This is a genomic window from Citrobacter werkmanii, assembly GCF_008693645.1.
In the GTDB taxonomy this organism is placed as follows: Bacteria; Pseudomonadota; Gammaproteobacteria; order Enterobacterales; family Enterobacteriaceae; genus Citrobacter; species Citrobacter werkmanii.
Genome location: NZ_CP044101.1, coordinates 2,312,084 through 2,339,037 on the forward strand (window position 1 = coordinate 2,312,084; position 26,954 = coordinate 2,339,037).

Annotated in this window: 25 protein-coding genes; 16 read left to right on the forward strand and 9 right to left on the reverse strand. The window is 52.8% G+C overall.

From position 1 onward, the window contains the following. The first annotated feature begins 252 nt into the window (after positions 1-252). The 8 genes from FOB24_RS11760 to FOB24_RS11795 all read left to right on the forward strand — a co-directional run bounded on the left by FOB24_RS11760 (position 253) and on the right by FOB24_RS11795 (position 8,991). On the forward strand, positions 253-1,329 hold the full coding sequence (locus tag FOB24_RS11760) for a zinc-binding dehydrogenase (RefSeq protein ID WP_085049517.1): 1,077 nt from the start codon (positions 253-255) through the stop codon (positions 1,327-1,329). A 26-nt stretch (positions 1,330-1,355) separates the two neighbouring features. Further along, positions 1,356-2,735 (forward strand): MFS transporter, encoded by a 1,380-nt coding sequence (locus FOB24_RS11765; RefSeq protein WP_150344950.1) that lies wholly within the window; start codon positions 1,356-1,358, stop codon positions 2,733-2,735. Positions 2,736-2,752: 17 nt separating this feature from the next. After that, on the forward strand, positions 2,753-3,796 hold the full coding sequence (locus FOB24_RS11770) for an NAD(P)-dependent alcohol dehydrogenase (RefSeq protein ID WP_069324293.1): 1,044 nt from the start codon (positions 2,753-2,755) through the stop codon (positions 3,794-3,796). 20 nt (positions 3,797-3,816) lie between these two features. After that, positions 3,817-4,653 carry a ketose-bisphosphate aldolase gene (locus tag FOB24_RS11775; RefSeq protein ID WP_150344951.1) on the forward strand — a complete coding sequence of 279 codons (837 nt, stop codon included), beginning with the start codon at positions 3,817-3,819 and terminating at the stop codon, positions 4,651-4,653. Positions 4,654-4,657: 4 nt separating this feature from the next. Then, positions 4,658-5,605 carry a carbohydrate kinase family protein gene (locus tag FOB24_RS11780; protein ID WP_150344952.1) on the forward strand — a complete coding sequence of 316 codons (948 nt, stop codon included), beginning with the start codon at positions 4,658-4,660 and terminating at the stop codon, positions 5,603-5,605. A 9-nt stretch (positions 5,606-5,614) separates the two neighbouring features. Then, entirely contained in the window at positions 5,615-6,598 is a 984-nt protein-coding gene (gene ydjG / locus FOB24_RS11785; protein ID WP_150344953.1) for an NADH-dependent methylglyoxal reductase, read from the forward strand. A gap of 135 nt (positions 6,599-6,733) precedes the next feature. Next, the gene (locus FOB24_RS11790) at positions 6,734-7,492 is read left to right on the forward strand and encodes a DeoR/GlpR family DNA-binding transcription regulator (protein WP_150344954.1); all 759 of its coding nucleotides are present in this window, start codon (positions 6,734-6,736) and stop codon (positions 7,490-7,492) included. A 140-nt stretch (positions 7,493-7,632) separates the two neighbouring features. Beyond that, the gene (locus FOB24_RS11795) at positions 7,633-8,991 is read left to right on the forward strand and encodes an MFS transporter (RefSeq protein ID WP_069324290.1); all 1,359 of its coding nucleotides are present in this window, start codon (positions 7,633-7,635) and stop codon (positions 8,989-8,991) included. 37 nt (positions 8,992-9,028) lie between these two features. Here FOB24_RS11795 and pncA read toward each other — a convergent pair whose 3' ends face one another. Together pncA and ansA are read right to left on the reverse strand one after the other, a co-directional pair. Beyond that, the gene (gene pncA, locus FOB24_RS11800; RefSeq protein WP_369708910.1) at positions 9,029-9,667 is read right to left on the reverse strand and encodes a bifunctional nicotinamidase/pyrazinamidase; all 639 of its coding nucleotides are present in this window, start codon (positions 9,665-9,667) and stop codon (positions 9,029-9,031) included. Positions 9,668-9,681: 14 nt separating this feature from the next. Beyond that, the gene (gene ansA, locus FOB24_RS11805; protein ID WP_038640081.1) at positions 9,682-10,698 is read right to left on the reverse strand and encodes an asparaginase; all 1,017 of its coding nucleotides are present in this window, start codon (positions 10,696-10,698) and stop codon (positions 9,682-9,684) included. Positions 10,699-10,898: 200 nt separating this feature from the next. Here ansA and FOB24_RS11810 point away from each other — a divergent pair, with 200 nt between their 5' ends. Together FOB24_RS11810 and FOB24_RS11815 are read left to right on the forward strand one after the other, a co-directional pair. Next, positions 10,899-11,834: a DMT family transporter gene (locus FOB24_RS11810; protein WP_223851242.1), complete on the forward strand. Its 936-nt coding sequence runs from the start codon at positions 10,899-10,901 to the stop codon at positions 11,832-11,834. After that, positions 11,831-12,922, forward strand: coding sequence for a GlxA family transcriptional regulator (locus FOB24_RS11815; protein WP_150344955.1), 1,092 nt, complete (start codon positions 11,831-11,833; stop codon positions 12,920-12,922). Before FOB24_RS11810 ends, FOB24_RS11815 begins: the two co-directional genes overlap by 4 nt. On the opposite strand, the gene sppA is transcribed toward FOB24_RS11815, so the two are convergent. Next, positions 12,919-14,775: a signal peptide peptidase SppA gene (gene sppA, locus FOB24_RS11820; RefSeq protein WP_087856720.1), complete on the reverse strand. Its 1,857-nt coding sequence runs from the start codon at positions 14,773-14,775 to the stop codon at positions 12,919-12,921. The two genes, FOB24_RS11815 and sppA, sit on opposite strands and share 4 nt — an antisense overlap. Positions 14,776-14,949: 174 nt before the next feature. On the opposite strand from sppA, the gene FOB24_RS11825 reads away from it, so the two are divergent. From FOB24_RS11825 to topB, 3 genes are all read left to right on the forward strand, one after another. Continuing rightward, positions 14,950-15,501, forward strand: coding sequence for an NAD(P)H nitroreductase (locus FOB24_RS11825; protein ID WP_038640085.1), 552 nt, complete (start codon positions 14,950-14,952; stop codon positions 15,499-15,501). A gap of 116 nt (positions 15,502-15,617) precedes the next feature. Then, positions 15,618-16,661, forward strand: coding sequence for a selenide, water dikinase SelD (selD, locus tag FOB24_RS11830; RefSeq protein WP_150344956.1), 1,044 nt, complete (start codon positions 15,618-15,620; stop codon positions 16,659-16,661). 4 nt (positions 16,662-16,665) lie between these two features. Then, positions 16,666-18,612, forward strand: coding sequence for a DNA topoisomerase III (gene topB / locus FOB24_RS11835; protein ID WP_137347313.1), 1,947 nt, complete (start codon positions 16,666-16,668; stop codon positions 18,610-18,612). Between the two features lie 89 nt (positions 18,613-18,701). Here the strand turns inward: topB and gdhA are convergent, their stop codons facing one another. After that, entirely contained in the window at positions 18,702-20,045 is a 1,344-nt protein-coding gene (gdhA, locus tag FOB24_RS11840) for an NADP-specific glutamate dehydrogenase (RefSeq protein ID WP_038640089.1), read from the reverse strand. Between the two features lie 252 nt (positions 20,046-20,297). Between gdhA and FOB24_RS11845 the strand changes: the two genes are divergently transcribed. Further along, positions 20,298-20,558, forward strand: a complete 261-nt coding sequence (locus tag FOB24_RS11845) for a YnjH family protein (protein ID WP_170973239.1) — start codon at positions 20,298-20,300, stop codon at positions 20,556-20,558. Here FOB24_RS11845 and FOB24_RS11850 read toward each other — a convergent pair. Then, on the reverse strand, positions 20,518-20,931 hold the full coding sequence (locus tag FOB24_RS11850) for a pyrimidine (deoxy)nucleoside triphosphate diphosphatase (protein ID WP_190971857.1): 414 nt from the start codon (positions 20,929-20,931) through the stop codon (positions 20,518-20,520). The two genes, FOB24_RS11845 and FOB24_RS11850, sit on opposite strands and share 41 nt — an antisense overlap. Positions 20,932-21,010: 79 nt before the next feature. Between FOB24_RS11850 and FOB24_RS11855 the strand changes: the two genes are divergently transcribed. Both FOB24_RS11855 and FOB24_RS11860 read left to right on the forward strand, forming a co-directional pair. Continuing rightward, positions 21,011-21,580, forward strand: a complete 570-nt coding sequence (locus FOB24_RS11855) for a carboxymuconolactone decarboxylase family protein (protein WP_069324284.1) — start codon at positions 21,011-21,013, stop codon at positions 21,578-21,580. After that, positions 21,573-22,196, forward strand: coding sequence for a CDP-alcohol phosphatidyltransferase family protein (locus tag FOB24_RS11860; RefSeq protein ID WP_069324283.1), 624 nt, complete (start codon positions 21,573-21,575; stop codon positions 22,194-22,196). The genes FOB24_RS11855 and FOB24_RS11860 overlap by 8 nt, the downstream gene beginning before the upstream one ends. A gap of 44 nt (positions 22,197-22,240) precedes the next feature. Here the strand turns inward: FOB24_RS11860 and FOB24_RS11865 are convergent, their stop codons facing one another. The 4 genes from FOB24_RS11865 to FOB24_RS11880 all read right to left on the reverse strand — a co-directional run bounded on the left by FOB24_RS11865 (position 22,241) and on the right by FOB24_RS11880 (position 26,945). Next, entirely contained in the window at positions 22,241-23,548 is a 1,308-nt protein-coding gene (locus FOB24_RS11865; protein ID WP_150344958.1) for a sulfurtransferase, read from the reverse strand. Positions 23,549-23,635: 87 nt separating this feature from the next. Further along, entirely contained in the window at positions 23,636-24,268 is a 633-nt protein-coding gene (locus tag FOB24_RS11870) for an ATP-binding cassette domain-containing protein (protein WP_150344959.1), read from the reverse strand. Continuing rightward, on the reverse strand, positions 24,268-25,803 hold the full coding sequence (locus FOB24_RS11875; RefSeq protein WP_150344960.1) for an ABC transporter permease family protein: 1,536 nt from the start codon (positions 25,801-25,803) through the stop codon (positions 24,268-24,270). Before FOB24_RS11875 ends, FOB24_RS11870 begins: the two co-directional genes overlap by 1 nt. After that, positions 25,776-26,945 carry an ABC transporter substrate-binding protein gene (locus FOB24_RS11880; protein WP_150344961.1) on the reverse strand — a complete coding sequence of 390 codons (1,170 nt, stop codon included), beginning with the start codon at positions 26,943-26,945 and terminating at the stop codon, positions 25,776-25,778. The genes FOB24_RS11875 and FOB24_RS11880 overlap by 28 nt, the downstream gene beginning before the upstream one ends. Between the last annotated feature and the right edge of the window lie 9 nt (positions 26,946-26,954).

Consider the following 26,954-nt stretch of genomic DNA (forward strand, 5'->3'; position numbering starts at 1 on the left):
AAGGCGTGGCGAAAAAAACAGCTCTTACAGATTAACCGTTTCATAACAGAAAAAATGCGAAGGGGTTCACGGCGTACAGGCGAAGCGGCCTCCACGTTTCTGTAGGTTTCAGTACATCTTTGCACTTATTTGTGATCTGAGTTGTGAAATGCAGATCTTAATCTGTGTTTTAAAGATTTTGTGTTGACCTCAAAAATTACATGGATAAGTATGATGACCACTGATGCAAAACTAAACACAAAGGAAAATTCAATGAAAGCACTGGCAAGATTTGGCAAGGCCTTTGGTGGCTACAAGATGATTGATGTTCCGGAGCCGGTATGTGGTCCGGATGACGTTGTGATTGAAATCAGGGCAGCTGCTATCTGTGGCGCAGATATGAAGCACTATAACGTTGACAGTGGTTCCGACCAGTTTAATTCGATTCGTGGTCACGAATTTGCCGGTCGAATTGTCCAGGTCGGCGACAAGGTTAAGGACTGGAAAGTGGGTCAGCGCGTGGTTTCTGACAACAGCGGGCACGTTTGCGGTGTCTGTCCTGCCTGCGAACAAGGTGATTTTCTTTGTTGTACAGAAAAGGTGAATTTAGGCCTGGACAACAATACCTGGGGCGGTGGGTTTTCGAAATATTGTCTGGTTCCTGGGGAAATCCTCAAAATTCACCGCCATGCGCTGTGGGAAATCCCGCCTGGTGTTGATTATGAAGAGGCGGCAGTCCTGGACCCCATCTGTAATGCCTACAAATCTATCGCCCAACAGTCCAAATTTCTCCCAGGTCAGGACGTGGTGGTTTTCGGTACTGGCCCGCTAGGTCTCTTTTCCGTGCAAATGGCACGCATTATGGGGGCCGTTAATATCGTCATGGTCGGGCTGGAAGAGGATGTCGCGGTGCGCTTTCCTATCGCCAAAGAGTTGGGGGCGACGGCGGTCGTCAACGGTTCGAACGAAGATGTGGTCGCCCGTTGTCAGGAAATCTGCGGCAAAGACAATCTGGGATTAGTTATCGAATGTTCCGGCGCCAATATTGCCCTGAAACAAGCTATTGAAATGCTGCGTCCCAACGGTGAAGTTGTCCGCGTAGGGATGGGTTTCAAACCACTCGACTTCTCCATTAATGATATTACCGCGTGGAACAAAAGCATTATTGGTCATATGGCTTACGACTCCACTTCCTGGCGTAACGCCATTCGTCTGCTTGCGAGCGGTGCGATTAAAGTCAAACCGATGATCACTCACCGTATCGGCTTATCGCAATGGCGCGAAGGTTTTGACGCCATGGTCGATAAAACCGCGATTAAAGTCATCATGACTTACGACTTTGATGAATAACATGTTTATTAAAGGGACGTTATCGCATGGAACAGATTGCAAAACCGCACTGCGGCGCCAGGCTGGACAGGCTGCCTGACTGCCGCTGGCATACGTCGATGTTCGCTATGGTAGCCTTCGGATTACTGGTTTGCTGGAGTAATGCCGTTGGCGGATTAATTCTCGCGCAGCTAAAAGAACTTGGTTGGACCGATAATTCTACCACCGCCACGTTTTCCGCCATTACTACGGCGGGTATGTTTCTTGGTGCGCTGGGTGGCGGAATTATCGGTGATAAAACCGGGCGTAAAAACGCGTTTATCCTGTATGAAGCGATTCATATTATTTCCATGGTAATTGGCGCGTTTTCACCCAATATGACCTTTCTGATCGCCTGTCGTTTTGTTATGGGGGTGGGTTTAGGCGCGTTGCTGGTAACCCTTTTTGCCGGGTTTACCGAATATATGCCAGGACGGAATCGTGGCACCTGGTCCAGTCGGGTCTCGTTTATCGGCAACTGGTCTTATCCGCTCTGTTCACTGATTGCGATGGGGTTAACACCACTGATCAGCGCGGAATGGAACTGGCGCGTACAGTTGTTGATTCCGGCTGTGCTGTCGCTCATTGCAACCGTTATTGCATGGCGCAGTTTCCCGGAGTCGCCCCGCTGGCTGGAGTCTCGCGGACGCTATCAGGAAGCTGAACAGGTGATGCAGGCCATTGAAGACGGTGTCATTCGACAGACAGGTAAGCCACTACCGCCGGTCGTGACAGAAGATGATGACAAACAACCGCGTTCAGTGCCGTACTCCGCCTTATTAACGGGAGTTTTATTAAAGCGGGTGATTCTGGGCTCCTTTGTTCTGATTGCCATGAACGTTGTGCAGTACACCTTAATTAACTGGTTACCGACAATATTTATGACTCAGGGGATTAATCTGAAAGACTCCATAGTCTTAAATACCATGAGTATGTTCGGTGCGCCGTTTGGGATTTTCATCGCCATGCTGGTAATGGATAAAATTCCGAGGAAAACGATGGGGGTGGGGTTATTAGTGTTAATTGCCGTGCTGGGTTATATCTATTCGCTGCAAACCAGCATGTTGCTAATCACATTAATTGGTTTCTTCCTGATTACCTTTGTGTATATGTACGTTTGCTATGCCTCCGCGGTATATGTTCCAGAGATATGGCCGACTGAAGCGAAGCTGCGCGGGTCTGGGCTTGCTAACGCGATAGGGCGTATCAGCGGTATCGCCGCGCCTTATGCGGTCGCTGTATTACTTAATAGTTATGGCGTGACGGGCGTATTTGTACTGCTGGGCGCAGTCTCAATTATTGTCGCTGTTGCTATTGCCACTATTGGAATTGAAACAAAAGGCGTCTCTGTCGAGAGTCTCGGTATTGATGCCGTTACCAGCAAATAATATTGACGGGAAATAAAATGAAAAATTCAAAAGCGATATTAAAAACGCCGGGCACGATGAAAATCATTGCCGCCGATATTCCGGTACCTAAAGAGCATGAAGTGCTAATTAAAGTTGAATATGTTGGTATTTGCGGTTCAGATGTTCACGGTTTTGAATCGGGCCCCTTTATTCCGCCGAAAGATCCCAATCAGGAAATAGGTCTTGGGCATGAATGCGCCGGTACGGTGGTGGCAGTGGGAAGTCGCGTTAGTAAATTTAAACCGGGCGACCGGGTCAACATTGAACCCGGCGTGCCGTGTGGCCACTGCCGCTACTGTCTGGAAGGGAAATACAACATCTGTCCTGACGTCGATTTTATGGCCACACAGCCAAATTATCGCGGTGCGCTAACGTACTATCTGTGCCACCCGGAAAGCTTTACTTACAAGCTGCCGGACAATATGGACACCATGGAAGGCGCTCTGGTAGAGCCTGCGGCGGTAGGGATGCATGCCGCAATGCTGGCGGACGTTAAGCCGGGCAAGAAAATCGTCATTCTGGGGGCTGGCTGTATTGGTTTAATGACCCTGCAAGCCTGTAAATGTTTGGGGGCTACCGACATCGCTGTTGTTGATGTCCTGGATAAACGTCTGGCGATGGCCGGGCAGCTTGGCGCGACGGTCGTGATTAACGGTGCGAAGGAGGACACCGTTGCCTGCTGCCAACAGTTTTCCGGCGATATGGGGGCTGACATTGTTTTCGAAACTGCCGGTTCGGCCATCACGGTTAAGCAGGCGCCATATCTGGTAATGCGCGGTGGGAAAATCATGATCGTGGGCACGGTGCCTGGCGATTCAGCGATTAACTTCCTCAAAATTAATCGTGAAGTATCAATACAAACTGTTTTCCGCTATGCCAATCGCTACCCGGTCACCATTGAAGCCATCTCCTCCGGGCGTTTCGATGTGAAGTCGATGGTGACGCATATTTATGATTATGCAGATGTTCAGCGCGCGTTTGACGAATCCGTCAATAACAAACGCGAGATTATTAAAGGCGTTATTAAAATTAACCATTAATTTAAATAGGGAGAAACACCATGCTGGCAGATATTAAATATTGGGAAAACGATGCTCAGAATAAACATTATGCGATTGCTCACTTTAACGTGTGGAATGCGGAAATGCTAATGGGGGTCATTGATGCGGCAGAAGAGGCTAAATCGCCGGTAATTATCTCTTTTGGCACCGGATTTGTGGGGAATACCTCGTTTGAAGATTTTTCGCACATGATGGTTTCGATGGCGAAAAAGGCCTCGGTACCGGTTATTACTCATTGGGATCACGGACGTAGCATGGAGATTATTCACAACGCCTGGGTTCATGGCATGAACTCTCTGATGCGCGATGCCTCCGCCTTTGATTTTGAAGAGAATATTCGTCTGACCAAAGAGGCTGTGGACTTCTTTCATCCGTTAGGCATTCCGGTCGAAGCGGAGCTGGGCCACGTGGGCAATGAGACGGTCTACGAAGAGGCGCTGGCGGGTTATCACTATACCGACCCGAGCCAGGCGGCGGAATTTGTCGAGCGTACCGGCTGTGACTCTCTGGCGGTGGCGATTGGCAACCAGCATGGCGTATATACCTCCGAGCCGAAACTCAATTTCGAGGTGGTTGAGCGCGTACGCCGAGCGGTTTCTGTTCCGCTGGTGCTGCACGGGGCATCCGGCATTAGCGATGCGGATATTAAAAAAGCCATCTCATTAGGCATCTCTAAAATCAATATTCATACCGAACTGTGTCAGGCTGCAATGGTGGCGGTGCAGGAGAACCAGAACCAGCCATTCCTGCATGTTGAACGTGAAGTTCGTAAAGCAGTAAAAGAGCGAGCGTTGGAAAAAATCAAACTGTTTGGCTCTTACGGTAAAGCGGAATGATAATATGAATAATATCGAGGTTATTTGTATAGGGGCTGCAATTGTTGATATCCCCTTACAGCCAGTGAGTAAAAATATCTTTGATGTAGATTCTTATCCGTTAGAACGTATTACCATGACCACCGGGGGCGACGCGATTAATGAAGCGACTATTATTTCTCGCCTTGGGCATCGTACTGCGTTAATTAGTCGGGTAGGGGATGATGCGGCAGGTCATTTTATTCTCGACCACTGTCGTCGGGAGAACATTGATATTCAAAGTCTGAAACAGGATGCGGATATTGATACTTCTATTAACGTGGGTTTGGTTACAGCTGATGGCGAACGCACCTTTGTCACCAACCGCAATGGTAGCCTGTGGAAGCTGAATATAAACGATGTTGATTTTGACCGCTTCTCTCAGGCAAAGCTGCTGTCGCTGGCGAGTATTTTTAACAGCCCGCTACTCGACGGCGAAGCATTAACGACGATCTTCACTCAGGCGAAAGCACATCGGTTAATTATTTGTGCCGATATGATTAAGCCACGACTTAATGAAACGCTGAACGATATTCGCCAGGCTTTGAGCTACGTAGACTATCTGTTTCCTAATTTTGAGGAGGCAAAACAGCTTACCGGCAAAGAGACGCTGGATGAAATTGCCGACAGTTTCCTGAGCTGTGGCGTAAAAACGGTAGTGATTAAGACCGGTAAAAGAGGCTGCTTTATCAAGCGTACCGATATGAAAATGGAGGTGCCGGCGGTTTCAGGAATTACCGCTATCGACACCATCGGCGCGGGAGATAATTTTGCCTCGGGATTTATCTCCGCGTTACTTGAAGGCAAGTCGCTGCGCGAGTGCGCACTGTTTGCTAACGCAACGGCAGCAATATCGGTACTGAGCGTGGGCGCCACAACGGGCGTAAAAAACAGAAAGCTGGTTGAACAACTTCTTGATGAATATGAAGGGTAATAACGGCAGATGAAAAAGATTCCTTTAGGCAGTACGGATATTATGCTTTCCCGCATGGGATTAGGGACATGGGCCATTGGTGGCGGTCCGGCATGGAACGGCGATCTCGATCTGCAGGTTTGTATCGATACCATTGTCGAGGCGCATCGCTGCGGTATTAATCTGATTGATACCGCTCCAGGCTACAACTTTGGTAATAGTGAAGTCATTGTTGGGCAGGCGCTGAAAAAGTTACCGCGTAATGATATCGTGGTTGAAACTAAATGCGGCATTGTCTGGGAGCGGACAGGCAGCCTTTTTAACAAAGTGGGCGATCGCCAGTTGTATAAAAACCTCACGCCCGAGTCGATTCGTGAAGAGGTCGATGCCAGTTTGCAAAGGTTGGGTATAGAAAGCATTGATATTTATATGACCCACTGGCAGTCGGTCGAACCCTGTTTTACGCCGATTGCGGAAACCGTAGACACACTGAACGCACTTAAGAAAGAAGGTAAGATTCGATCTATCGGTGCCGCCAACGTGGATGCAGGGCATATCAGGGAGTATCTTAAACACGGCCAATTGGATATCGTGCAGGCCAAGTACAGCATCCTTGATCGCGGACTGGAAGCTGAATTGCTGCCGTTATGTCAGCAGCATGGCATCGTCGTGCAGGTTTATTCACCGCTCGAACAGGGTTTACTGACTGGAACAATCGCGCGGGATTATATTCCTGGCGGCGCACGGGCCAACAAAGTCTGGTTCCAACGGGAAAATATGCTGCGGGTGATTGATATGCTCGAGCAATGGCGGCCATTGTGTGAAAAATACCGTTGTACGATCCCCGCGCTGGCGTTGGCGTGGATTTTGAAGCAAAGCGATTTAATCACCTTACTGAGCGGAGCGACCGCGCCTGAACAGGTTCGCGAAAACGTCGAGGCGCTGACCGTTGCCCTGACTGATGGCGATTCATCATTGATGAGACAAATGGCAGAAGCGTTGGATATAAAATAACCCAGCTGGCAATGACCTCTGTTTCTGTGTAAAAGAGTACTAAATCTGTGATTCAGACATGTTCTTTTGAAAATAAACATAGCCTGTGAGATACTAGGGTCTTATTATTACTTTGCAGGAAACAGAGGTGTCATTGTGGCGGCAAAAGACAGGATTCAGGCCATTAAGCAAATGGTGGCTAATGATAAGAAAGTGTCGGTATCTAATTTAAGCTCCATCTTTCAGGTAACTGAGGAAACAATTCGCCGCGATCTCGAGAAGCTGGAAGATGAAGGTTTTTTGACCCGAACATATGGTGGTGCGGTACTTAATACCACCGCGTTGTCTGACAATATTCATTTTTATAAACGTGCAAAGTCTTTTTTTGAAGAGAAGCAGATCATTGCTCGTAATGCATTACCGTTTATTAAAAATAAGACCACAATGGCCGCTGACTCCAGCAGTACGGCGATGGAATTATTAAAGCTGTTAAAGGAAAGAAACGATCTGACGCTGCTAACCAACTCGGCTGAAGCATTTCATGAACTGGCGCAGTCAGAAATTAACGTCGTTTCTACTGGCGGCGAACTGAATAAGAATACGTTGTCGTTGCAGGGAAGGATCACCAAGGAGATCATTAGTCGCTATCATGTTGATATTATGGTGATGAGCTGCAAAGGTCTGGATATGCAAAGTGGGGCGCTTGACTCTAACGAAGCAGAAGCGGAAATCAAAAAAACCATGATCCGCCAGGCGACTGAGGTGGCCCTGTTGGTTGATCACTCAAAGTTTGATCGTAAAGCTTTCGTCCAGCTCGTGGACTTTAGCCATATTAACTACCTTATAACCAATAAGGCACCGGGTGCAGAGTGGATTGCGTTTTGTAAAGAGAATAATATTCAACTCGTTTATTAATTTTAACGTTACTCGTGTCGATATTATTTTAGTTTGCACCTGGATAATGCCATAAAAATCTAATGATGATGGATGGCGCGGCAAAATTACCACTGCCGCGATCGCCATACTTTCTGTTTAGTTGAATTTGAGGCATCCAGATGGAACAATGTGACCCTATCGGTGCAAGATTAGATCGTTTACCCTTATCGCGATTTCATTTTCGTATTTTTGGCATTATTAGTTTTAGTTTATTAGTCACCGGTTTCCTCAGTTATTCCGGGAATGTGGTATTGGCAAAATTAGTCAGTACTGGTTGGTCTAACAATTATCTCAACGCAGCATTTACCTCGGCGCTGATGTTTGGCTATTTTGTCGGTTCGCTAACCGGGGGCTTTATTGGTGATTATCTCGGTCGACGCAAGGCATTCCGCATTAATTTGCTGATTGTTGGGGTCTCTGCTTGCGCGGCAACGTTTGTGCCCAACATGTACTGGCTTATTTTTTTCCGTTGCCTGATGGGGATCGGAATGGGGGCGCTGATTATGGTGGGCTATGCTTCATTTACCGAATTTATTCCGCCTGCGGTACGTGGAAAGTGGTCTGCCCGCCTGTCATTTGTTGGTAACTGGTCGCCGATGCTGTCCGCGGCTGTTGGCGTCGTGGTTATTGCCTGGTTAAGCTGGCGGGTGATGTTTCTGCTCGGTGGCGCGACAATGCTGTTGGCCTGGTATCTGTCCGGAAAGTACTTTATCGAATCTCCCCGTTGGCTGGCTGGTAAGGGACAGAGAAGTGAAGCTGAAAAACACCTGATACTGGTGGAGTCGCAGATTGAGACAGAGAAAAATATCACCTTACCCTCCTGTCAGAGCCAGTGCCTGGCGGTGCACTCTGGCGTGGAAAGTGGTTCATTTTGGCTACTGTTCAAGGGGCCGATGTTGCGCTGTACGCTGGTGGCGATCACTGTGCTTATCGCGATGAATATTTCGCTCTATACCATCACAGTATGGATCCCAACGATTTTTGTTAATTCGGGAATCGATGTGACGAAGTCTATCTTTATGACCGCGATAATTATGATTGGCGCGCCCGTTGGAATATTTATTGCCGCGATGATTATCGATCGTTTTCCACGGAGGCTGTTTGGTTCATTCTTACTCGTTATTATCGCGCTGCTCGGATATTTCTATTCGATTCAAACCGAAGAGTGGGCCATTTTGAGCTACGGGTTGGTGATGATCTTTTTTCTGTATATGTATGTTTGCTTTGCCTCTGCGGTATATGTCCCGGAGTTGTGGCCGACACATCTGAGATTGCGAGGATCGGGTTTTGTGAATGCGGTGGGCAGGATTGTCGCGGTGTTTACGCCTTATGGCGTCGCTATTCTGTTGACACGCTACGGCTCGACCACTGTCTTTATCGTGCTGGGCGTTATGCTGGTGCTCTGCGCACTGATTCTGTTGTGCTTTGGCATCGAAACACGCAAAGTTTCTCTGGAAGAGATTTCAACCCTGGCCTGAAATAACGTGCCGACAGGAGCGATCCTGTCGGCGCCGCTTACGGTTGGGTTTCCAGCCAGTCATCCAGCGTATACAACGTCGCACCCGCCGCCGCCATTTCCATAAAGGCGTTTGCACTGTCCTGGGGGGAAATATTGACGCCACGACAACCGTCGGTAATGACGCTGACGGCGTAACCCAGATCGAGCGCATCCAGAACGGTAAATTTTACGCAATAATCGGTCGCCAGCCCCATGATGATGAGCTCGGCAACGCGATGTTCGAGCAGCCATGCGTTCAGTGCGGTTGCCTGACGACGACCATTATCAAAAAACGCACTATAACTGTCGACCAGCGGGTTTTCGCCCTTAGTGAAGGTTTGAGCAATCGCACGCTGGTTCAGCAAAGGATGCAGGGCTGCCCCTTCGCTGTTTTGCACGCAATGGTCGGGCCAGAACGTCTGCGCCAGGCCGTCCAGTTGCCCCTGACTGTAAGGTTCAACCTGGTGCTGGCTGGCAAAACTACCATGATTAGCCGGATGCCAGTCCAGACTGGCGACGACGGTGTCGCCGCGTGGGGCGCACCAGTCGATCAGGCGGTTAGCAATATCGATGGTGCTGTCGCCTTGCGGGACGGCGAGGGCGCCGCCGGCACAAAAGTCGTTCTGTAAATCGACCAACAGTAAGGCTCGGGCCATGGGCATTGACTCCTTTATTCGTCTGGCGTGAGCTCGCCACGCAGGTTTTGCGACATTGCTTGACGAATGCTCTGCGTGTCCAGCCCCTGACTCAGCAAATAGTGCAGTTTGGTGAGCGTTGCTTCGACCGTCATATCCGCACCGCCGATAACGCCAGCATGCGCCAGCGCGTTCCCCGTCGCGTAACCCCCCATGTTCACCTTGCCGGACATACACTGCGTAAGGTTAACCACCACGATGCCGCGTGAGCTGGCATCTTCAAGCTCTTGCAGAAACTCTTTATTTTGCGGCGCATTGCCCACGCCGTAAGAGCGTAAAATTAACGCTTTAACCGGCTGGCGCAAGAAGTTGCGTACCACATCGGCAGAAATCCCAGGATAAATAGTCACCACGCCAATCGGTTGTGGCGTGATAGGGTGAACAATCAGTTCGCCCGTACCGTGTGGCGCAGGTGGTGTTCCCAGTCGACGGATATGGATACCCGCTTCCAGTAGAGGGGAAAGATTGGGTGAGGCAAAGGCGTCAAAACCATCGGCATGCGCTTTGGTAGTACGGTTGCCGCGAAACAGTCGATTATTGAAGAACAGGGTCACTTCGTTAATCGGATAATTCGCTGCAACGTAGAGCGCATTCAGCAAATTAATTTGTCCGTCTGAGCGTAATTCTGCCAGTGGTATTTGTGACCCTGTCACAATCACCGGCTTGCCGAGATTCTCCAGCATGAAAGAGAGCGCCGAAGCGGTAAACGCCATGGTGTCGGTGCCGTGGAGAATGACAAAACCATCGTAATCGTCATAGTGCGATTTAATGTCTTCCGCAATATGCTGCCAGTCTTCCGGCGTCATATCGGAAGAATCCATCAGCGGATCGTATTCATGGATGGTGAAGTCTGGCATCTCAGGGCGGTGGAATTCTGGCATCAATGCCAGCTGGCGCTGAAGATGACCAGAAACGGGGATATAACCCTGTTCTGAGCGCTGCATACCAATGGTACCGCCGGTATAGGCAACGTAAATCGATTTCTTTTGCATGGGCGTCACAGATTAAGTTGTGCATGAACAGGCGCAGTATAAAGTCCCTCCTGAAAAAAGACAGCGCAAATGACGCATACCGGTTGTCTGATCAATATGTCATTTACGTTCAGTGCGTTGTCCCGATTATACAGTGTGGTTCTCCCCCCTCAGTCCTACAGTATCGACCTTCTTTTACGCGTACTTTTACGGATCGAGAAATGATCAGAAAGAGAATTGATAATGCCGCTATTTTGCTGATGGTGGTGATTTGCGGTGTCTGGGGCAGTCAACAGGTTGCGATTAAATCCGCGGCTGATGATATGTCGCCGTTTCTTCAGGTGGGGTTGCGTTCTGCAATCGCCGCGCTGCTGATTGGACTGCTTTTTCACCGCCGGGATAATATATTTGGCCGCCTGCGTGAGCGCAGTATTGCCAGAATGGGTACTATCGTTGGGCTGCTTTTTGCGCTTGAGTTCGTGTTGGTTTCTGTCGGAATAACGCTGACGACTGCCTCTCATATGGCGCTTTATCTGTACACCGCGCCATTGTTTTCCGCTGTCGGGTTACATATTATTTTGCCTGAGGAACGCCTGAGCCGCCTGCAGTGGTGCGGGTTGGGCATCGCTTTTTTCGGGATTGCCGTCGCCGTGATGTGGGTTGCGCATGACGGGAATACGCAGTGGAGTCTGGCAGGCGATTTGTGCGGGCTGTTTGCGGGCATTGTCTGGGGAACGTCCAGCGTCGTGATTCGCTGCAGTCGTCTTGCTACCATTCCTTCATCGTGTACGTTGTTTTATCAACTCGCTATCACCGGTATTGTGTTATTGCTTATTGGTTTGATGCTGGGTGAAACGACGATACATATGAGCTCGACATTGATGGCTAGTCTGACTTTCCAGACGCTGGTCGTCGCATTTTCAAGCTATCTAATCTGGTTTACTCTGCTGCGTAATTATCATGTTGCTTCGCTGGGAACGCTGGTTCTGATGACGCCTGCGATGGGGATTATCGCCGGCGTGATGTTTCTGGGAGAATCGCTACAGCCTGCGTTTATCGTAGGGGCGCTGTTGATACTGACAGGATTGCTTTGTGTGTCATTACCGTCCCGGGCAATTTTGCGCCATCGCCCGGGTTTAAACCGGAGCCTGAAGTGAAGAAAAACAACATTGCGTTGCCCCCAGGTGGAAAAGCGGATCGCGATATTATCACCGCCATTGATGCGAACCAGACAGCGATGCCCCTCAGGCCGCAATTAAATGTCGGGATTGTACTATGGCCTGAATTTCCTTTACTGGCACTGGCGGGGTTGACGGATGCGCTGCGTCACGCGGCGGATATGGGGGATGACAGCCAGAAGATCCGCTGTTCCTGGCGTTTGGTGAGCGCTACGCCAGAACAGCCTGTTTTAAGCAGTTCGGGCATGGCGATGATGCCGGATAGCGCATTCGTTACCCCGGAGCAGTTCGATTATATCGTGGTGATCGGTGGGCTATTGCGCAGTATGGCAAAAGCGGACCCTGCCGCGCGGCGTTATCTGCATCTTGCCCATCAGCGGAATATCCCGCTGGTCGGTGTTTGTACGGGCAGCTTTGTTCTGGCGCAGGAGGGTTTTCTACAGGGATTAACTGCGGCGGTTCATCCTTGGCATCTGAACGATTTTAAGACGCAATTTCCTCTGTTGACCGCCCGAACCGGCGTCGATTTCCATGAAGAAAAGGGGATACTGACTTGCCCAGGCGGTATCTCAACGATCGGACTGGCGACGGAGCTTATTCGCCGACACTGTGGCCCCGACAGAGCGACAAAAGCCATTTTCCAGATGTCAGTGCCTAACCGAATAGACGGCACTTCCGTGGCGGTTTCCAGAGCGATAGGCTTTACGCATGTGAGCGATAGCCGCTTACGTAAGGCCGTATTTTTGATTGAGAAAGGGTTGGTTAAACCTATCTCCACCCAATGGCTTGCCGCAGAAGTCAATCTGAGTCCACGGCAGTTGACCCGGTTGTTTAATGCTGAGTTTTCTCAGTCGCCGGGGGAGTTTATCCGTAGCGCCCGATTGCGTTATGCCCATTGGCTGCTGATAAATTCTGGAGAGAGCGTAACGGAGATTGCGCTGCGTCTGGGGTTTAGCGACTGCGCGCACTTTATTCGCATGTTTAGTCGGGAATTTGGCTGTACGCCTGGGGATTGTCGGAATACCCGAATCAATGCTGCCCCATCCGGGGCAGCATTTGACGGTTAACGAACGTTGGCGCAGGTCAGGCAAAACGCATAGCGGTTTTGCGGATCGTTAAACGCGGCCAGCTTATCGCTTTCAGCTTTTACCGTACTTGCCGCTGAAGCCAGCGGAGCCGGAAGCATTGCCTGAATGGCGGCGGGCAGCATGGCGCGAACCGAACCTGACATACTGTCCATGACCATATCCACGAATGTGGGTTCGTCCTGGTAATACTCAATGTGCCATTGTTTCAGTTTGGCCAGTTCAGCCGCTTTCGCGACGGCGTCGTCAAAATCCCCCAGACTGTCGACCAGACCGTTGGCTTTCGCATCCTGGCCGGTCCAGACGTGGCCCTGAGCGATTTTGTCAATCTGCTCTGGCGTTGTCTTACGTGCATTCGCGACCAGCGTGATAAAGCGCTTATAGCCGTTCTCGATGCTCAGTTGCATCATTTGCTGTACTTCAGGCGGTAACGCTTTAGTGATGGAAATGTCCGCCAGCGGAGAGGTGGCTACGCCGTCGGTATGTACGCCAATGGAGTCCAGACTGTTTTCCACGGTGTTGATCACGCCAAAGATCCCGATTGAACCGGTCAGTGTGCTGGGGTTAGCCACAATGTAACTGGCTGGCGTGGAGATCCAGTAACCGCCTGATGCCGCCATACCGCCCATTGACACGACGACCGGTTTGCCCGCCGCTTTGGCCGCAGCCAGTTCAGCGCGGATCACTTCGGAGGCGCTGACGCTGCCGCCAGGACTGTTCACTCGCAGAACAATGGCTTTCACCTTCGGATCAAGACGCGCTTCGCGGATTTGTGCGGCAGTGGTGTCGCCGCCCACATTCCCTGGGGTTTCTTCACCGTCCATAATCGCGCCATTCGCGAAGATGACGCCAATGCTCTCTCCGGTATCCGCCGGGGTTTTCAGCGAATAATCGTAGTAGCTGACGGCGCGGAAGTTTTTATCCGCTTTGCTCCAGCCGAACTGTTTGGTCAGCATTTTTTCGACTTCAGCGCTGGAGGCGAGTGCATCCACCAGTTTGTTGTCGAGCGCGTATTTTGCGGTATCGCCCTCGACTTTTGTCAAACCGTCCAGCATCGCTTGCGCGCCGGGGAACACCTGTTGGGCTGGGATCTGACGGTTTGCGGCTACCGTATCGAGATAGTTCTGCCACAGCTCGCCGATCCAGCGGCTATCGGCCTCGCGCGCGGCAGGGGACATATCATCGCGGATGAAGGGTTCTACCGCAGACTTATAGGTACCGACGCGGAACACGTGCGTTGAGACTTTCAGTTTATCCAGCAGGGACTTGTAGTACAGACCGTTAGTGGCAAAACCGTGCAGATCAACGGAACCCTGCGGAGAAAGGTAAATTTTGTTGGCAAAACTGGCGAGGTAATATTGCCCCTGGCTGAAGTTATCGCCCACGGCAAAGACCGGTTTGCCGCTGTCGCGGAATTCCCGCAGCGCTTTACCGATGTACTGCATGGACGGCTGATCGGCCCCGGCAAAGTTTTTCAAATCCATCACGATGCCGGTGATGTTGCGGTCATCTTTCGCCTGGCGAATGGTATTCACGATATCAAACAGGGAGTTTTCCTGCAGTCGGTCAGAACTGGCGCCAAACAGTTGACGACCAATGGCGCTCAAGCGACTGGTGCTTGAAGGCTTGTCGACAATCACGCCCGAGATATCCAACAGCAGCGCGCCACGTTCAGCATGTTCACTGGTGTTGCTGCTACTGACCTGCATCCAGATCCCCACGCCAACCAGCACCAAGAAGATAAAGAACAGGTTAAGCACAAATTCACGGACGAAATTGAGTAATCGCCATGTCCATTTAAAAAATCCGGCAATAAATCGCCACAGGGTTCGCATGTATTCTCCCTACCGATTAACAACACGCCACCCGGTTATCCCGAAAAAGGCGTTAAGATGTGGCTATCGTAATGACCCAACGGGCACTTGTCAGCAGGAATCACCGCCTGTGCTGTAACAAAATCCGCTCACGTGTTAATTTTGTGAATAAATCTCATTGTTGGAGTTAAACAAATGGATGCACTCGAATTACTCATCACCCGTCGTAGCGCTTCTCGTCTTGTCGAACCGGCACCGGCGGGAGAGCAACTGCAAAACATTCTGCGGGCGGGAATGCGCGCGCCAGACCACAAAACGCTGCAACCGTGGCAGTTCTTTGTCATTGAGGGCGAAGGGCGCGAGCGCTTTAGCGCCGTGCTTGAAAAAGGCGCTATTGCCGCAGGCAGCGACGAGAAAGCTCAGGAAAAAGCGCGGACGGCGCCGTTTCGCGCCCCGCTGATCATTACCGTCGTCGCGAAATGTGAAGAAAACGACAAGGTTCCGCTGTGGGAACAGGAAATGTCTGCCGGTTGCGCGGTAATGGCCATGCAGATGGCCGCTGTTGCTCAGGGCTTTGGCGGTATCTGGCGTAGCGGCGCATTAACAGAAAGCGCGGAAGTTCGCGAAGCGTTTGATTGTCGTCCGCAGGATAAGATCGTCGGTTTTCTCTATCTGGGTACGCCGCAGCTAAAAGCGTCCACGACCATTAGCCTGGCCGATCCGAGCGCTTTTGTTCGTTATTTCTGATATCAACGGCAAAACTGTCTGGATTATGAGCAAAGACACCTGAATTCAGACAGTCACTCTTACCACATCATGGAATGAGCGCTACCATATCCGAATTGCAATGACAGGAGATGTCCATGAGCGAGCAAGCTATTCGTTTAACGCAATACAGCCACGGAGCCGGTTGCGGTTGTAAAATTTCCCCTAAAGTGCTGGAAACCATCCTGCACAGCGAGCAGGCGAAGTTCGTTGATCCAAACTTACTCGTGGGTAATGAAACCCGCGATGACGCCGCTGTCTACGATTTGGGTAATGGCACCAGCGTTATCAGCACCACCGATTTCTTTATGCCGATTGTCGATAATCCGTTTGATTTTGGCCGTATTGCCGCCACCAACGCCATCAGCGATATTTTTGCTATGGGCGGCAAACCGATTATGGCAATTGCTATTCTGGGCTGGCCGCTGGATAAGTTGGCGCCGGAAATCGCCCGTGAAGTGACCGAAGGCGGACGCTTTGCCTGCCGTCAGGCGGGTATCGCGCTGGCGGGCGGTCACTCTATCGATGCCCCGGAGCCTATCTTCGGCCTTGCGGTAACCGGCGTAGTGCCGACCGAAAGCGTGAAGAAAAACAGCACCGCCGAGGCGGGATGCAGGCTGTTCCTGACCAAACCTCTGGGCATTGGCGTCCTGACTACCGCAGAGAAAAAATCGCTGCTGAAGGACGAACACATTGGACTGGCGACGGAAGTGATGTGTCGGATGAACATTGCCGGTGCGGCATTCGCCGATATCGAGGGCGTGAAAGCCATGACCGACGTTACCGGTTTTGGTCTGCTGGGACATCTGAGCGAGATGTGTCAGGGCGCAGGCATTCAGGCGCAGATTGTTTACCAGGATATTCCTAAGCTTCCTGGCGTTGAAGAGTACATCGCGCAGGGCGCGGTGCCGGGCGGTACCCAGCGTAACTTTGCCAGCTACGGACACCTGATGGGTGAAATGCCGCAGCCGGTTCGCGACCTGCTCTGCGATCCGCAAACTTCCGGCGGTTTGCTGCTGGCGGTAACGCCACAAGCGGAGGCCGAAGTGAAAGCGGCAGCGGCGCAGTTTGGTATCGATCTCACTGCGATTGGTGAGTTAGTGGAAGCTCGTGGCGGTCGCGCCATGGTTGAGATCCGTTAACTCGATGCGGTTGTTTATTGCCGAAAAACCGAGTCTGGCGCGCGCTATCGCCGATGTGCTGCCAAAGCCGCATCGCAAAGGTGACGGCTTTATTGAATGCGGAAACGGACAAGTGGTGACCTGGTGTATTGGTCACCTGCTTGAACAGGCGCAGCCAGACGCCTACGACAGCCGTTATGCGCGCTGGAGTCTGGTCGATCTGCCGATTGTCCCGGAAAAGTGGCAACTGCAGCCACGTCCTTCGGTGACCAAACAGCTCAACGTTATCAAGCGCTTTTTACATGAAGCCAGCGAGGTTATTCACGCAGGAGACCCCGATCGTGAAGGACAACTGCTGGTGGATGAAGTGCTTGATTACCTGCAACTGGCTCCCGAAAAGCGCCAGCAGGTGCAACGTTGTCTGATTAACGACCTCAACCCGCAGGCCGTTGAACGGGCTATTGAGCGACTGCGGGCCAACAGTGAGTTCATCCCGCTGTGCGTGTCGGCCCTGGCGCGGGCGCGGGCAGACTGGCTGTACGGCATCAATATGACCCGTGCTTACACCATTCTTGGGCGAAACGCAGGCTATCAGGGTGTGCTCTCGGTCGGGCGCGTACAGACGCCGGTGCTCGGCCTGGTTGTGCGTCGCGATGAAGAGATTGAAAACTTCGTCGCCAAAGATTTCTTTGAAGTGAAAGCGCATATCGTGACGCCCGCCGATGAGCGGTTTACCGCTATCTGGCAGCCCAGCGAAGCATGTGAGCCGTATCAGGACGAAGAAGGGCGCTTGCTGAATCGTACGCTGGCCGAACACGTGGTGAACCGTATTAACGGCCAGCCGGCGCTCGTTACCAGCTATAACGATAAACGGGAATCAGAATCCGCGCCGCTGCCGTTTTCGCTGTCGGCGTTGCAGATTGAAGCGGCGAAACGCTTTGGTTTGAGCGCGCAGAACGTTCTGGATATCTGCCAGAAACTGTATGAAACCCATAAATTGATTACCTATCCGCGTTCGGATAGCCGTTATCTGCCGGAAGAACATTTTGCCGGACGTCATGCGGTAATGAACGCAATTAGCGTTCATGCGCCGGATCTGCTTCCGCAACCCGCGGTGGATCCCGATACGCGAAACCGCTGCTGGGACGATAAAAAGGTGGATGCCCACCACGCCATCATTCCTACCGCGCGCAGTTCGTCCATCAACCTGAATGACAACGAAGCGAAAATTTACAACCTGATTGCGCGCCAGTATCTGATGCAGTTTTGTGCGGATGCGGTATTCCGCAAGTGCGTTATTGAGCTGGATATTGCCAAAGGCAAGTTTGTCGCCAAAGCGCGTTTTCTGGCGGAGGCCGGATGGCGCACGCTGCTTGGCAATAAGGAGCGCGATGAAGATAACGACGGGACGCCGTTGCCGGTGGTGGCTAAAGACGATGAATTGCTGTGCGAAAAAGGCGAAGTGGTTGAACGTCAGACTCAGCCGCCACGCCATTTTACCGATGCGACGTTGCTGTCAGCGATGACCGGGATTGCGCGCTTTGTGCAGGATAAAGATCTGAAAAAGATCCTGCGCGCCACGGATGGATTAGGTACGGAAGCGACGCGCGCCGGGATTATCGAGCTGCTGTTTAAACGCGGATTCCTGGTGAAAAAAGGGCGCTATATCCATTCGACCGATGCCGGAAAAGCGTTGTTTCACTCTCTGCCGGAAATGGCGACGCGTCCGGATATGACCGCGCACTGGGAATCTATTCTGACCCAAATCAGCGAAAAACAGTGTCGTTATCAGGATTTCATGCAGCCGCTGGTGGGAACGCTGTATCAGCTTATCGATCAGGCGCGCAGTACGCCGGTACGGCGCTTCCGGGGAATTGTCGCGCCGGGTGGCAGTGGTGGCGATAAGAAAAAGAGCGCGCCGCGTAAACGCCCGGCAAAAAAAAGCCCGCCATCCGAAGAGGCAGGCGTGTAAGTCTGTAGGCCTGATAAGCGTAGCGCCATCAGGCTTTGCCGGATGCGGCACCCGTGCCTTATCCGGCCTACGGTTCTACAGAGACAATATTAAATCACACCCTGGCCCAGCATCGCGTCGGCAACCTTCACGAAGCCCGCGATATTGGCGCCACGTACGTAGTTGGTTTGTTTGCTTTCGCCGCCGTATTCAACGCAGGCATGGTGAATATCCAGCATGATGTGGTGCAGGCGCGCGTCCACTTTCTCCGCTTTCCAGCCCAGACGTGCGGCGTTTTGCGCCATTTCCAGACCGGAGGTCGCTACGCCACCGGCGTTGGCGGCTTTACCCGGCGCGAACAGAACGCCCGCTTCGAGGAACAGGTCGGTGGCTTCGATGGTGGTCGGCATGTTGGCCCCTTCGGCGACAGCTTTCACGCCGTTGGCGATCAGTACGCGCGCCGCGTCGACATCAAGTTCGTTCTGGGTGGCGCACGGCAGGGCGATATCGACCGGAACCGACCACGGCTGCTTGCCTTCGAGATAGGTCAGGCCAAACTCCCGGGCGTAATCCGCCACGCGACCGTCACGGCTGTCTTTGATCGCGCACAGACGCGCCAGTTTTTCTTTGGTAAATCCACTTTCGTCGACCACTGTGCCGCTGGAGTCGGAAGCGGTCACCACCCGGGCGCCAAATTCCATGGCTTTCTCAATGGCGAATTGTGCAACGTTACCGGAGCCAGAGACCGCCACGCGCATGCCTTCAAAGCTGAGGCCATGACGTTTAAGCATCGCTTCGGTGAAGTACACCAGGCCATAGCCGGTCGCTTCCGGGCGGATCAGGCTGCCGCCGAAAGAGAGACCTTTACCGGTAAAGACGCAGGCGCTGTTGTTGGACAGTTTTTTCATCATCCCGGCCATAAAGCCGACTTCACGACCACCCACGCCGATATCGCCCGCCGGAACGTCGGTATCGGGACCTAAATGGCGGAACAGCTCGGTCATCAGCGCCTGGCAGAAACGCATCACTTCACCTTCGCTTTTACCTTTCGGGTCGAAGTCACTCCCGCCTTTACCCCCACCCATCGGCAGCGTGGTGAGGGCATTTTTAAAGGTCTGCTCGAAACCGAGGAATTTCAGGATCGACAGGTTTACGGAAGGGTGGAAACGCATACCGCCTTTGTATGGGCCAATGGCGGAGCTAAACTGCACGCGCCACGCACGGTTAACCTGCACCTGATTACGATCGTCGAGCCAGACTACGCGGAACTGGATCACGCGCTCCGGCTCAACCAGACGCTCCAGCAGCGACATCTGGCGATAACGTGGGTTTTGCTCAAGGAAGGGCCACAGCGTCGTCATCACTTCACGAACGGCTTGCGCGAACTCGGTTTGGTTTGGGTCGCGCTTTTGTACATGGTTAAGAAACGACTCCAGAGAACATGTCTGATCCATAGATATAAAAACCTCTTATGTATTGATATGGTTATATTTTTGATATTTGTGTTAAGTGTTTTGCAGTTTTTGACTATACCACCAGCAGCGTGACGGGACGCAAGAAAAAATTAACCCCGCTAAGTAAATTAATATCGCGGCGTGGGTCATAACCAAAAACGATGACGGGCGGGACTAAAGTTTCTGCCGATTTATACCGTTATACTGAGCATAACTGTCAGTCACAAAGGAAAGAATATGCGCCGTTTAATCATGGCAGGAGCGTTGGTACTGGTGTCCAGCGCGACGCTGGCAAATCAGCTGTATCGCCCGGATGTGCAGGTGAATGTGCCGCCGGAAGTGTTCAGTTCCAGCGGGCAGCGAGCGCAGCCTTGTAGTCAGTGCTGTATTTATCAGGATCAAAACTATTCCGAAGGGGCGGTGATCAAAGCGGATGGTGTGCTGCTTCAGTGCCAACGCGATGATAAAACGATCAGCACGAACCCGCTGGTCTGGCGGCGCGTAAAAGAATAAAGGCTTCTAACAGCGGGATATCGGCAGGCGCCAGCGGATAACGCCGCGCCTCTTCGGGTGAACACCAGACCATATCCTGGTGTTCATACGCATTCAGTTCTCCCTGAAAAGACGGTACATGCCAGGCATGTAAATGAATCAGCCGGTCCGAAACCTCACGTTGATGGCTGGCGATATAGCACCCAACGACTGCGTCGATGCCTAATTCTTCACGCAGTTCACGCACCAGAGCCTGAGGCTGACTTTCGCCCGACTCAACTTTACCGCCAGCAAATTCCCACATGCCTGGCTGATCCGCATCCGGCGAACGCTGAGCCAGTAAAATTTTGCCATCACGTTCAATGATAGCGGCGACCACGTCGAGGGTTTTCATCATATTCATCAAGATCTAACAGCAGAAAATGACATACTATATTTATCTTTGAGTTATCTAAAGTATTCAGGAGTCATCGTTGAACGATCCTCACTCGTGGGTAAGTCCGTTAACGCGTATTCCCTCCAGTTTGCAACCGCTCGTCGCGACGCAGAAAAAACATTATGGCGATGTGCTGCATCCCACGCGTTGGTGGGGGCGGATGCCGTTTCTGTTCTGGCTGGTGGCGCTGTTTGTCGGGTTTCTGGAGCGTAAAAAGGCGCGCTTAACGCCGGTGATGCGCGCATTGTTAATGACCCGCGTTTCTCAGGTATGTCATTGCGCCTTCTGTGTTGATGCCAACAGCTTACGGCTGGCGGAACGCTGTGGCGCGCTGGATAAAGTCTTGCAGGTCGCCAACTGGCAAGAATCAGCGCTGTTTAACGCAGAAGAGCGCATAGCGCTGGCCTATGCGGATGCGGTGACCGCCACGCCACCGCAGGTAGACGATGCGCTGAAAACGCAAATGAAGCAGCATTTTACCGATGACGTCATTACTGAAATGACCGCGCTGATTGCGTTTCAAAATCTCTCGGCGCGTTTTAATGCCGCCCTCGATATTCCTGCGCAAGGATTGTGCGACAGTTTTAAAGGACGCCCGCATGCTTGACCGTCATCTTCATCCACGGTTAAAACCGCTGTTGCATCGCTGTGTGGGCATTATTGATAAACCTGCGATTACCCCGGATGGCCTGACGCTGGTTGGTTTTGCTATTGGCGTGTTGGCCCTGCCATTTCTGGCGTTAGGCTGGTATCTGGCGGCGCTGGTGGTCATTGTGCTTAATCGCTTGTTTGACGGGCTGGACGGGGCGCTGGCGCGGCGCAGAGGGCTAACCGACGCGGGAGGATTTCTCGATATCTCACTCGATTTTCTGTTTTACGCCTTAGTACCGTTTGGTTTTATTCTTGCCGCACCTGCTCAGAATGCACTGGCTGGGGGCTGGCTGTTGTTTGCGTTTATTGGCACTGGCAGCAGCTTCCTCGCCTTCGCGGCCCTGGCAGCGAAACACGATATTGATAACCCAGGCTACGCGCATAAATCGTTTTATTATCTCGGGGGGCTAACCGAAGGCACTGAGACTATTTTGCTGTTTGTTTTGGGCTGTTTGTTCCCGGAATCTTTTGCCGTGCTGGCGTGGGTCTTTGGCGCGCTGTGCTGGATGACGACGTTTACTCGGATCTGGAGCGGATATCTGACGCTGAAAGCGGTTCAGCGTCAGGCGTAATGTCTTGTGTTGCCGGATGCGCTTATCCGGCAATGGTGACCATTTTACTTGCTGCTGTCCGGACCCCGTTCACCGCTGGCGACCGGGTTTTTCGGATTGCTGCTCCACTCATACCAGCCACCGTCGTAAACAGAGACGTTTTTCCAGCCCATCGCGCGGGCATACATAAACGTTTCTGAAGCACGCCAGCCGGTGCCGCAGTAGAAAGAAACCTGCTGGTCTGGCGTGATATTCCACTGTTTCCACATGGCGGCGATATCATCCGCGCTGCGCATGGTGCCGTCCGGGTTATGGAAATCTTCCATATGCGTGGAATCACTCCCCGCGTGGCCCCAGCGTGCGCCTGCGATCTCACCTTTTGGCTTGATGTAGCTATAGCCGCTGGTGGTACCAATAAACTCAGGCCACGAGCGGATGCTGACCAGCGACGCATCCTGGCGATGCAGCAGGCCGCGAGCCTGTTCCGTATTCAGCATCAGTTGTGGTTGGGCAGGGATAGCAACGCCAAAATCAGGAGCCGCTTTCACCGTCGGCGGCGTTCCGCGTTCCACCGGTAAACCTGAATCTGACCAGGTTTGCCACCCGCCGTCGAGCAGACGCACATCTTTCACGCCTGCATACAACATGATTTGCGCCACGCGCGCGGCGGCATAGACATCACGACCGTATAAAATCACCGTGGTGTCGTGGCGAATACCATGTTTTGCCAGCATGGCTTTGAGTTGCGCGTCGGAAACTTTATTCCACAGTGGTTCGCTCTCGACTTCGTTGGTATCAATGTATCCTGCACCGGGAATATGACTGAGCAGATACAGCTTCGGCGCGCCCCAGGCGGCTTCAATCACTTTCCAGTCACCCGATGGTTTGGCGGTCACTTCTTTTCCCTGCTGCAGGTCGTGCAGCCACTGCGGGTAAACCAGTTGTTCGAAGTGCGGCAGACGTTGCAGGCGGGCAGGATCCGCAAGGGCGTCGCTGAGGGTTGAAATATGGCTAAAACCGACTTTCTGCAGGCGGGATTTAACGGTCTGCATCTCGCTATCGCTACCATACAACGCCACCGGCGCATCGGTTTTTAGCTGATGCGCCTTCACCCAGGCATTGAGTTGTTCATCATTCATTTTGTCGAGCCAGGCGGCAGACAGATTCAGTGCGGAGGGTTCGTGTCCGGAAGGACCATTGAGCGTTTGTGGCCAGCCGTTGTAAAAAGCGCTCTGACGGGTATCGATCGCCGCGCCTTGCTTTTGCTGTAACTGGTTGAGGGTGAGCGTCTGTGCTGTTTCAGCAGCCCAGGAAGAAGCGCAAGCGAGCCCTAAAGCCAGTGCCAGCGCGGTCATTTGAGAAACACGTTTCATCGAATAGCCCGACGTTGAAAAAAGAAGACGACATTCTGTGCCGCCGGTTAAGTAAAAACCTTGCGTTAACGCAGCATATCGCCACATTCACGCCCAGTTTTCCATCTGTAATACACGGCCTGCTGACGGGACATCCTGCGCGTCATGCGTAACTTGTACCACCGGAATATTCAGCTTGCGCACCTCGGTAAAGACCCACTGGCGAAAGGTATCGCGTAGCGACGCATCCAGTCTGCTAAAGGGTTCATCGAGCAGCAGCGCCTGAGGCTGAGCCAGCAGGGCGCGCAGCAGGGCGACACGCGATCGTTGGCCGCCGGAGAGCGAGGCCGGATCGCGATGATAAAATCCAGCCAGGTCCGCGCGCGTAAGGGCGTTTTCAACAGTATGGCGTCTGGTGGATCCTTGCAGGCTGGCGGGTAAGGCCAGCAGTAAATTCTGCCCAACGCTGAAATGGTCAAACAACAACGCATCCTGGAACAGAATGCCAATCTGGCGCTGCGCGGTGGGCAGCGTGTCTATACGCCGTTCGTTGAGCCACAGTTCGCCTGAAGCCTGAAACTGAGGAGACAATGCGCCGACCATCCACGAAAAAAGCGAAGACTTACCACTACCGGAAGGTCCCATAATAGTGACGATGTCACTTTTACTAACCTGGAAGTTCACATCTTTCAGTAGCGTTGTCGCGCCCCGGTTCACTGAAAGGCTTTGAACGATGAGCATTAACGGAGTCCTTGTCGAAAGCGGCCAAGCCACGCGGCGAAAAGCGCTGCCAGTACGAAAACGAATAGCGGTAACAGAAGCTGCCATAGCGCCTGTGTCGCTAAAACAGCCGTGCTGCCGCCGCTGCTTAATGCCACCGCCTCGGTGGTCAGGGTGGGATAGCGTCCGGCCCCTAACCATAGCGTTGGCATATATTGGGCAATACTGACCGAGAAGCCAACCGCGAAGGCGATCAGTGCCGGGCGTAACAGCAGCGGGCATTTAACCCGCCAAAATATGCGACCTCGTGTCCAGCCCAGCGTTTGTGCAATCAAAATCAATCGTGGGTCAATGCGTTGCCACGCCGGTTTGAGCACAAACAGCATCCACGGCATCACCCACAGCAGGTGGCCCCAGATGATGGTCGTCATCAGCCCATCTTGTCCGGTATATAACGCCAACAGATACTGTCCGGTGACCAGCGGCAGCGCGGGCAGGATAATGGGCAGCCAGACCCAACGGTGTCCTGTTTGCGGTCCCCATTCCAGCCACGCAAAGAGCATCAGTAACCCCAGCACGCTGGAGATGAGCCCCAGTTGCAGACTATTGCTGAGCGCGTCGCTGTTGAGCGATGAAGAGTTGGCGGAAAGCGCCAGCACCAGGGTGCATACTACTCCGCTGATGGGCAAAAGTTGTACCAGCGGCCGTGCGATTGTTGTGGACGAAAAACGCAGGCGTATTCCGTTTACTGCCGGAATTGTGCGCCGCCAGCCACGCCAGAACAGATAGCCCACCAGCGCGAAGATAAATAGCAGCAACACCAGCAGCAGGCTGGCGAGTGCGCCTTTGGCCTGTTGTTCGGCATCGCCCTGGCTGAGCCATTGCCAGCTCAGCACAGCAAGCGTGGGCGGGTTGCCGGGGCCAAGGACGATGGCCACATCCACAACGGAGAGTGACCAGGCCACGATGGCCAGCATGGCTTTGCCTAACGCAGGAGCGATGGAGGGCAGTACCAGCCAGTTCAGGCATTGCAAACGGCTGTAACCCAGCGAATCCAGGACGATAACCTGTTGTGAAAGTTGTTTTTCACTCAGCAGGGCTGAGAGGATCCACAACAAAAAGGCGCTCTCTTTCACCGCCAGCGTTATGCCAAGCCCAACCCCATAGCGGTCCGGTTGCGCGTTGAGAAAGGGCAGCCACTGCCATAGCATGCCGCCTTCGGCAAAAATCAACAGCATGCTGGTCGCGAATGCGACGTGCGGGATAGCCAGCAGCAAGGGCAGGCGCGTGCACAATCGCGCCCAGCCAGCGCCAGGCCACAAAAAGAGGATCGCCAACAGCGTAATGGTCAGGGCACCCAGAGCCGCGAGGCTTACGGAAACCAGCGTTGCCAGCAACGCCTGCGAGAGTTGAGGATCGTCAAAGAGCGCCAGCCAGTGCGTGGTGCGAAGCGCTGGGGCTAGCAGAGAGAACGTTGCTGGCACCAGCGGCAGATAAACTGCCGTCATGATGCCCCACAGCAACAGAATTAATGCGTACCGTAGCGGCGTAGCCATTCTTGTTCCAGTGCATTTATCCAGGCAGCATGTGGTTCTGGCAGTACGGCAGGGAGTCCTTGCGGGGTATACGCCAGCAGTGCGTTACGCTGTTGGTTTGGCAGTTTTTGCGGATCAAGCACCGAAGGGTCTCCCCAGATAGCAGGGTCAGCTTTACGCAACTGCGCTTCGGGAGAAAGCAGGAAGTTTGCCACGACTTTTGCTCCGGCGCTGGCGCGAGCATTCGCCGGAATAGTGACAAAATGCACGTTGCCGATCATGCCCTGTGAGAAACCAAAACTATAGCTGGTTTTAGGCAATTCGCCGCTGGCCATTTTTTGCTGCGCGTGGGCTGGGTTAAAGGTCAATGATAAGCGCAGCGTACCGGTATTCAGCAACGCATCCATCCGCGCAGGCGTGGGAGGAAAATCTTTGCCTTCACGCCATAGTGAAGGGTGTAGAGCGTCAAGATAATGCCATAACGGAGCGGTAACGTTGGCGAATGTGGCGGCATCGGGCGCAACTTTCAATGCTTGCGGTTCCGTGGTGAGCATAATCAGCAACTGCTCGAGAAAAGCCGTTCCGGTAAAGTCTGGCGGGCGCGGGTAGGTAACTGTGCCAGGGTGTGCCTGCGCAAATTCAAGCAACGCCTGCAGGGATTGCGGCGGCTGGGCGGTGAGATCGCGCCGGGCAATGAAGGTTAGCTGTGCGCCGCCCCATGGCGATTCTGCCCCTTCCGTGGGGATGGCAAAGTCTTCACTGACCGGTTTCCGGGTATCAACATAGCGCCAGTTAGGTAACGCCTGCGCCCACTGGGTTTGCAGCAGACCCGCTTCTTTTAATGTGCGGAAGTTTTCACCGTTTACCCACAATAAGTCGACAGATCCGCCGGTTGTTCGCCCGGACGCCGCCTCGGTCTGGATGCGTTTAACGGCGTCGGCGGCATCCGCCAGCCGCACAATTTTCAGGTTAATGGCATAGTGCGTTTTCATCTCGCCGCTAACCCAGTCGAGATACTGATTAACGGCGTTATCGCCACCCCAGGCGTTGAACCATACCGTCTGACCGCGGGCGTCATTTTTGATTTGCTGCCAGCTGGCGTCCTGGGAAAAAGCCGCCAGCGGGCAGAGCAGCAAACTCAGGCACAATAAGCAGTAACGCATAATATCTCC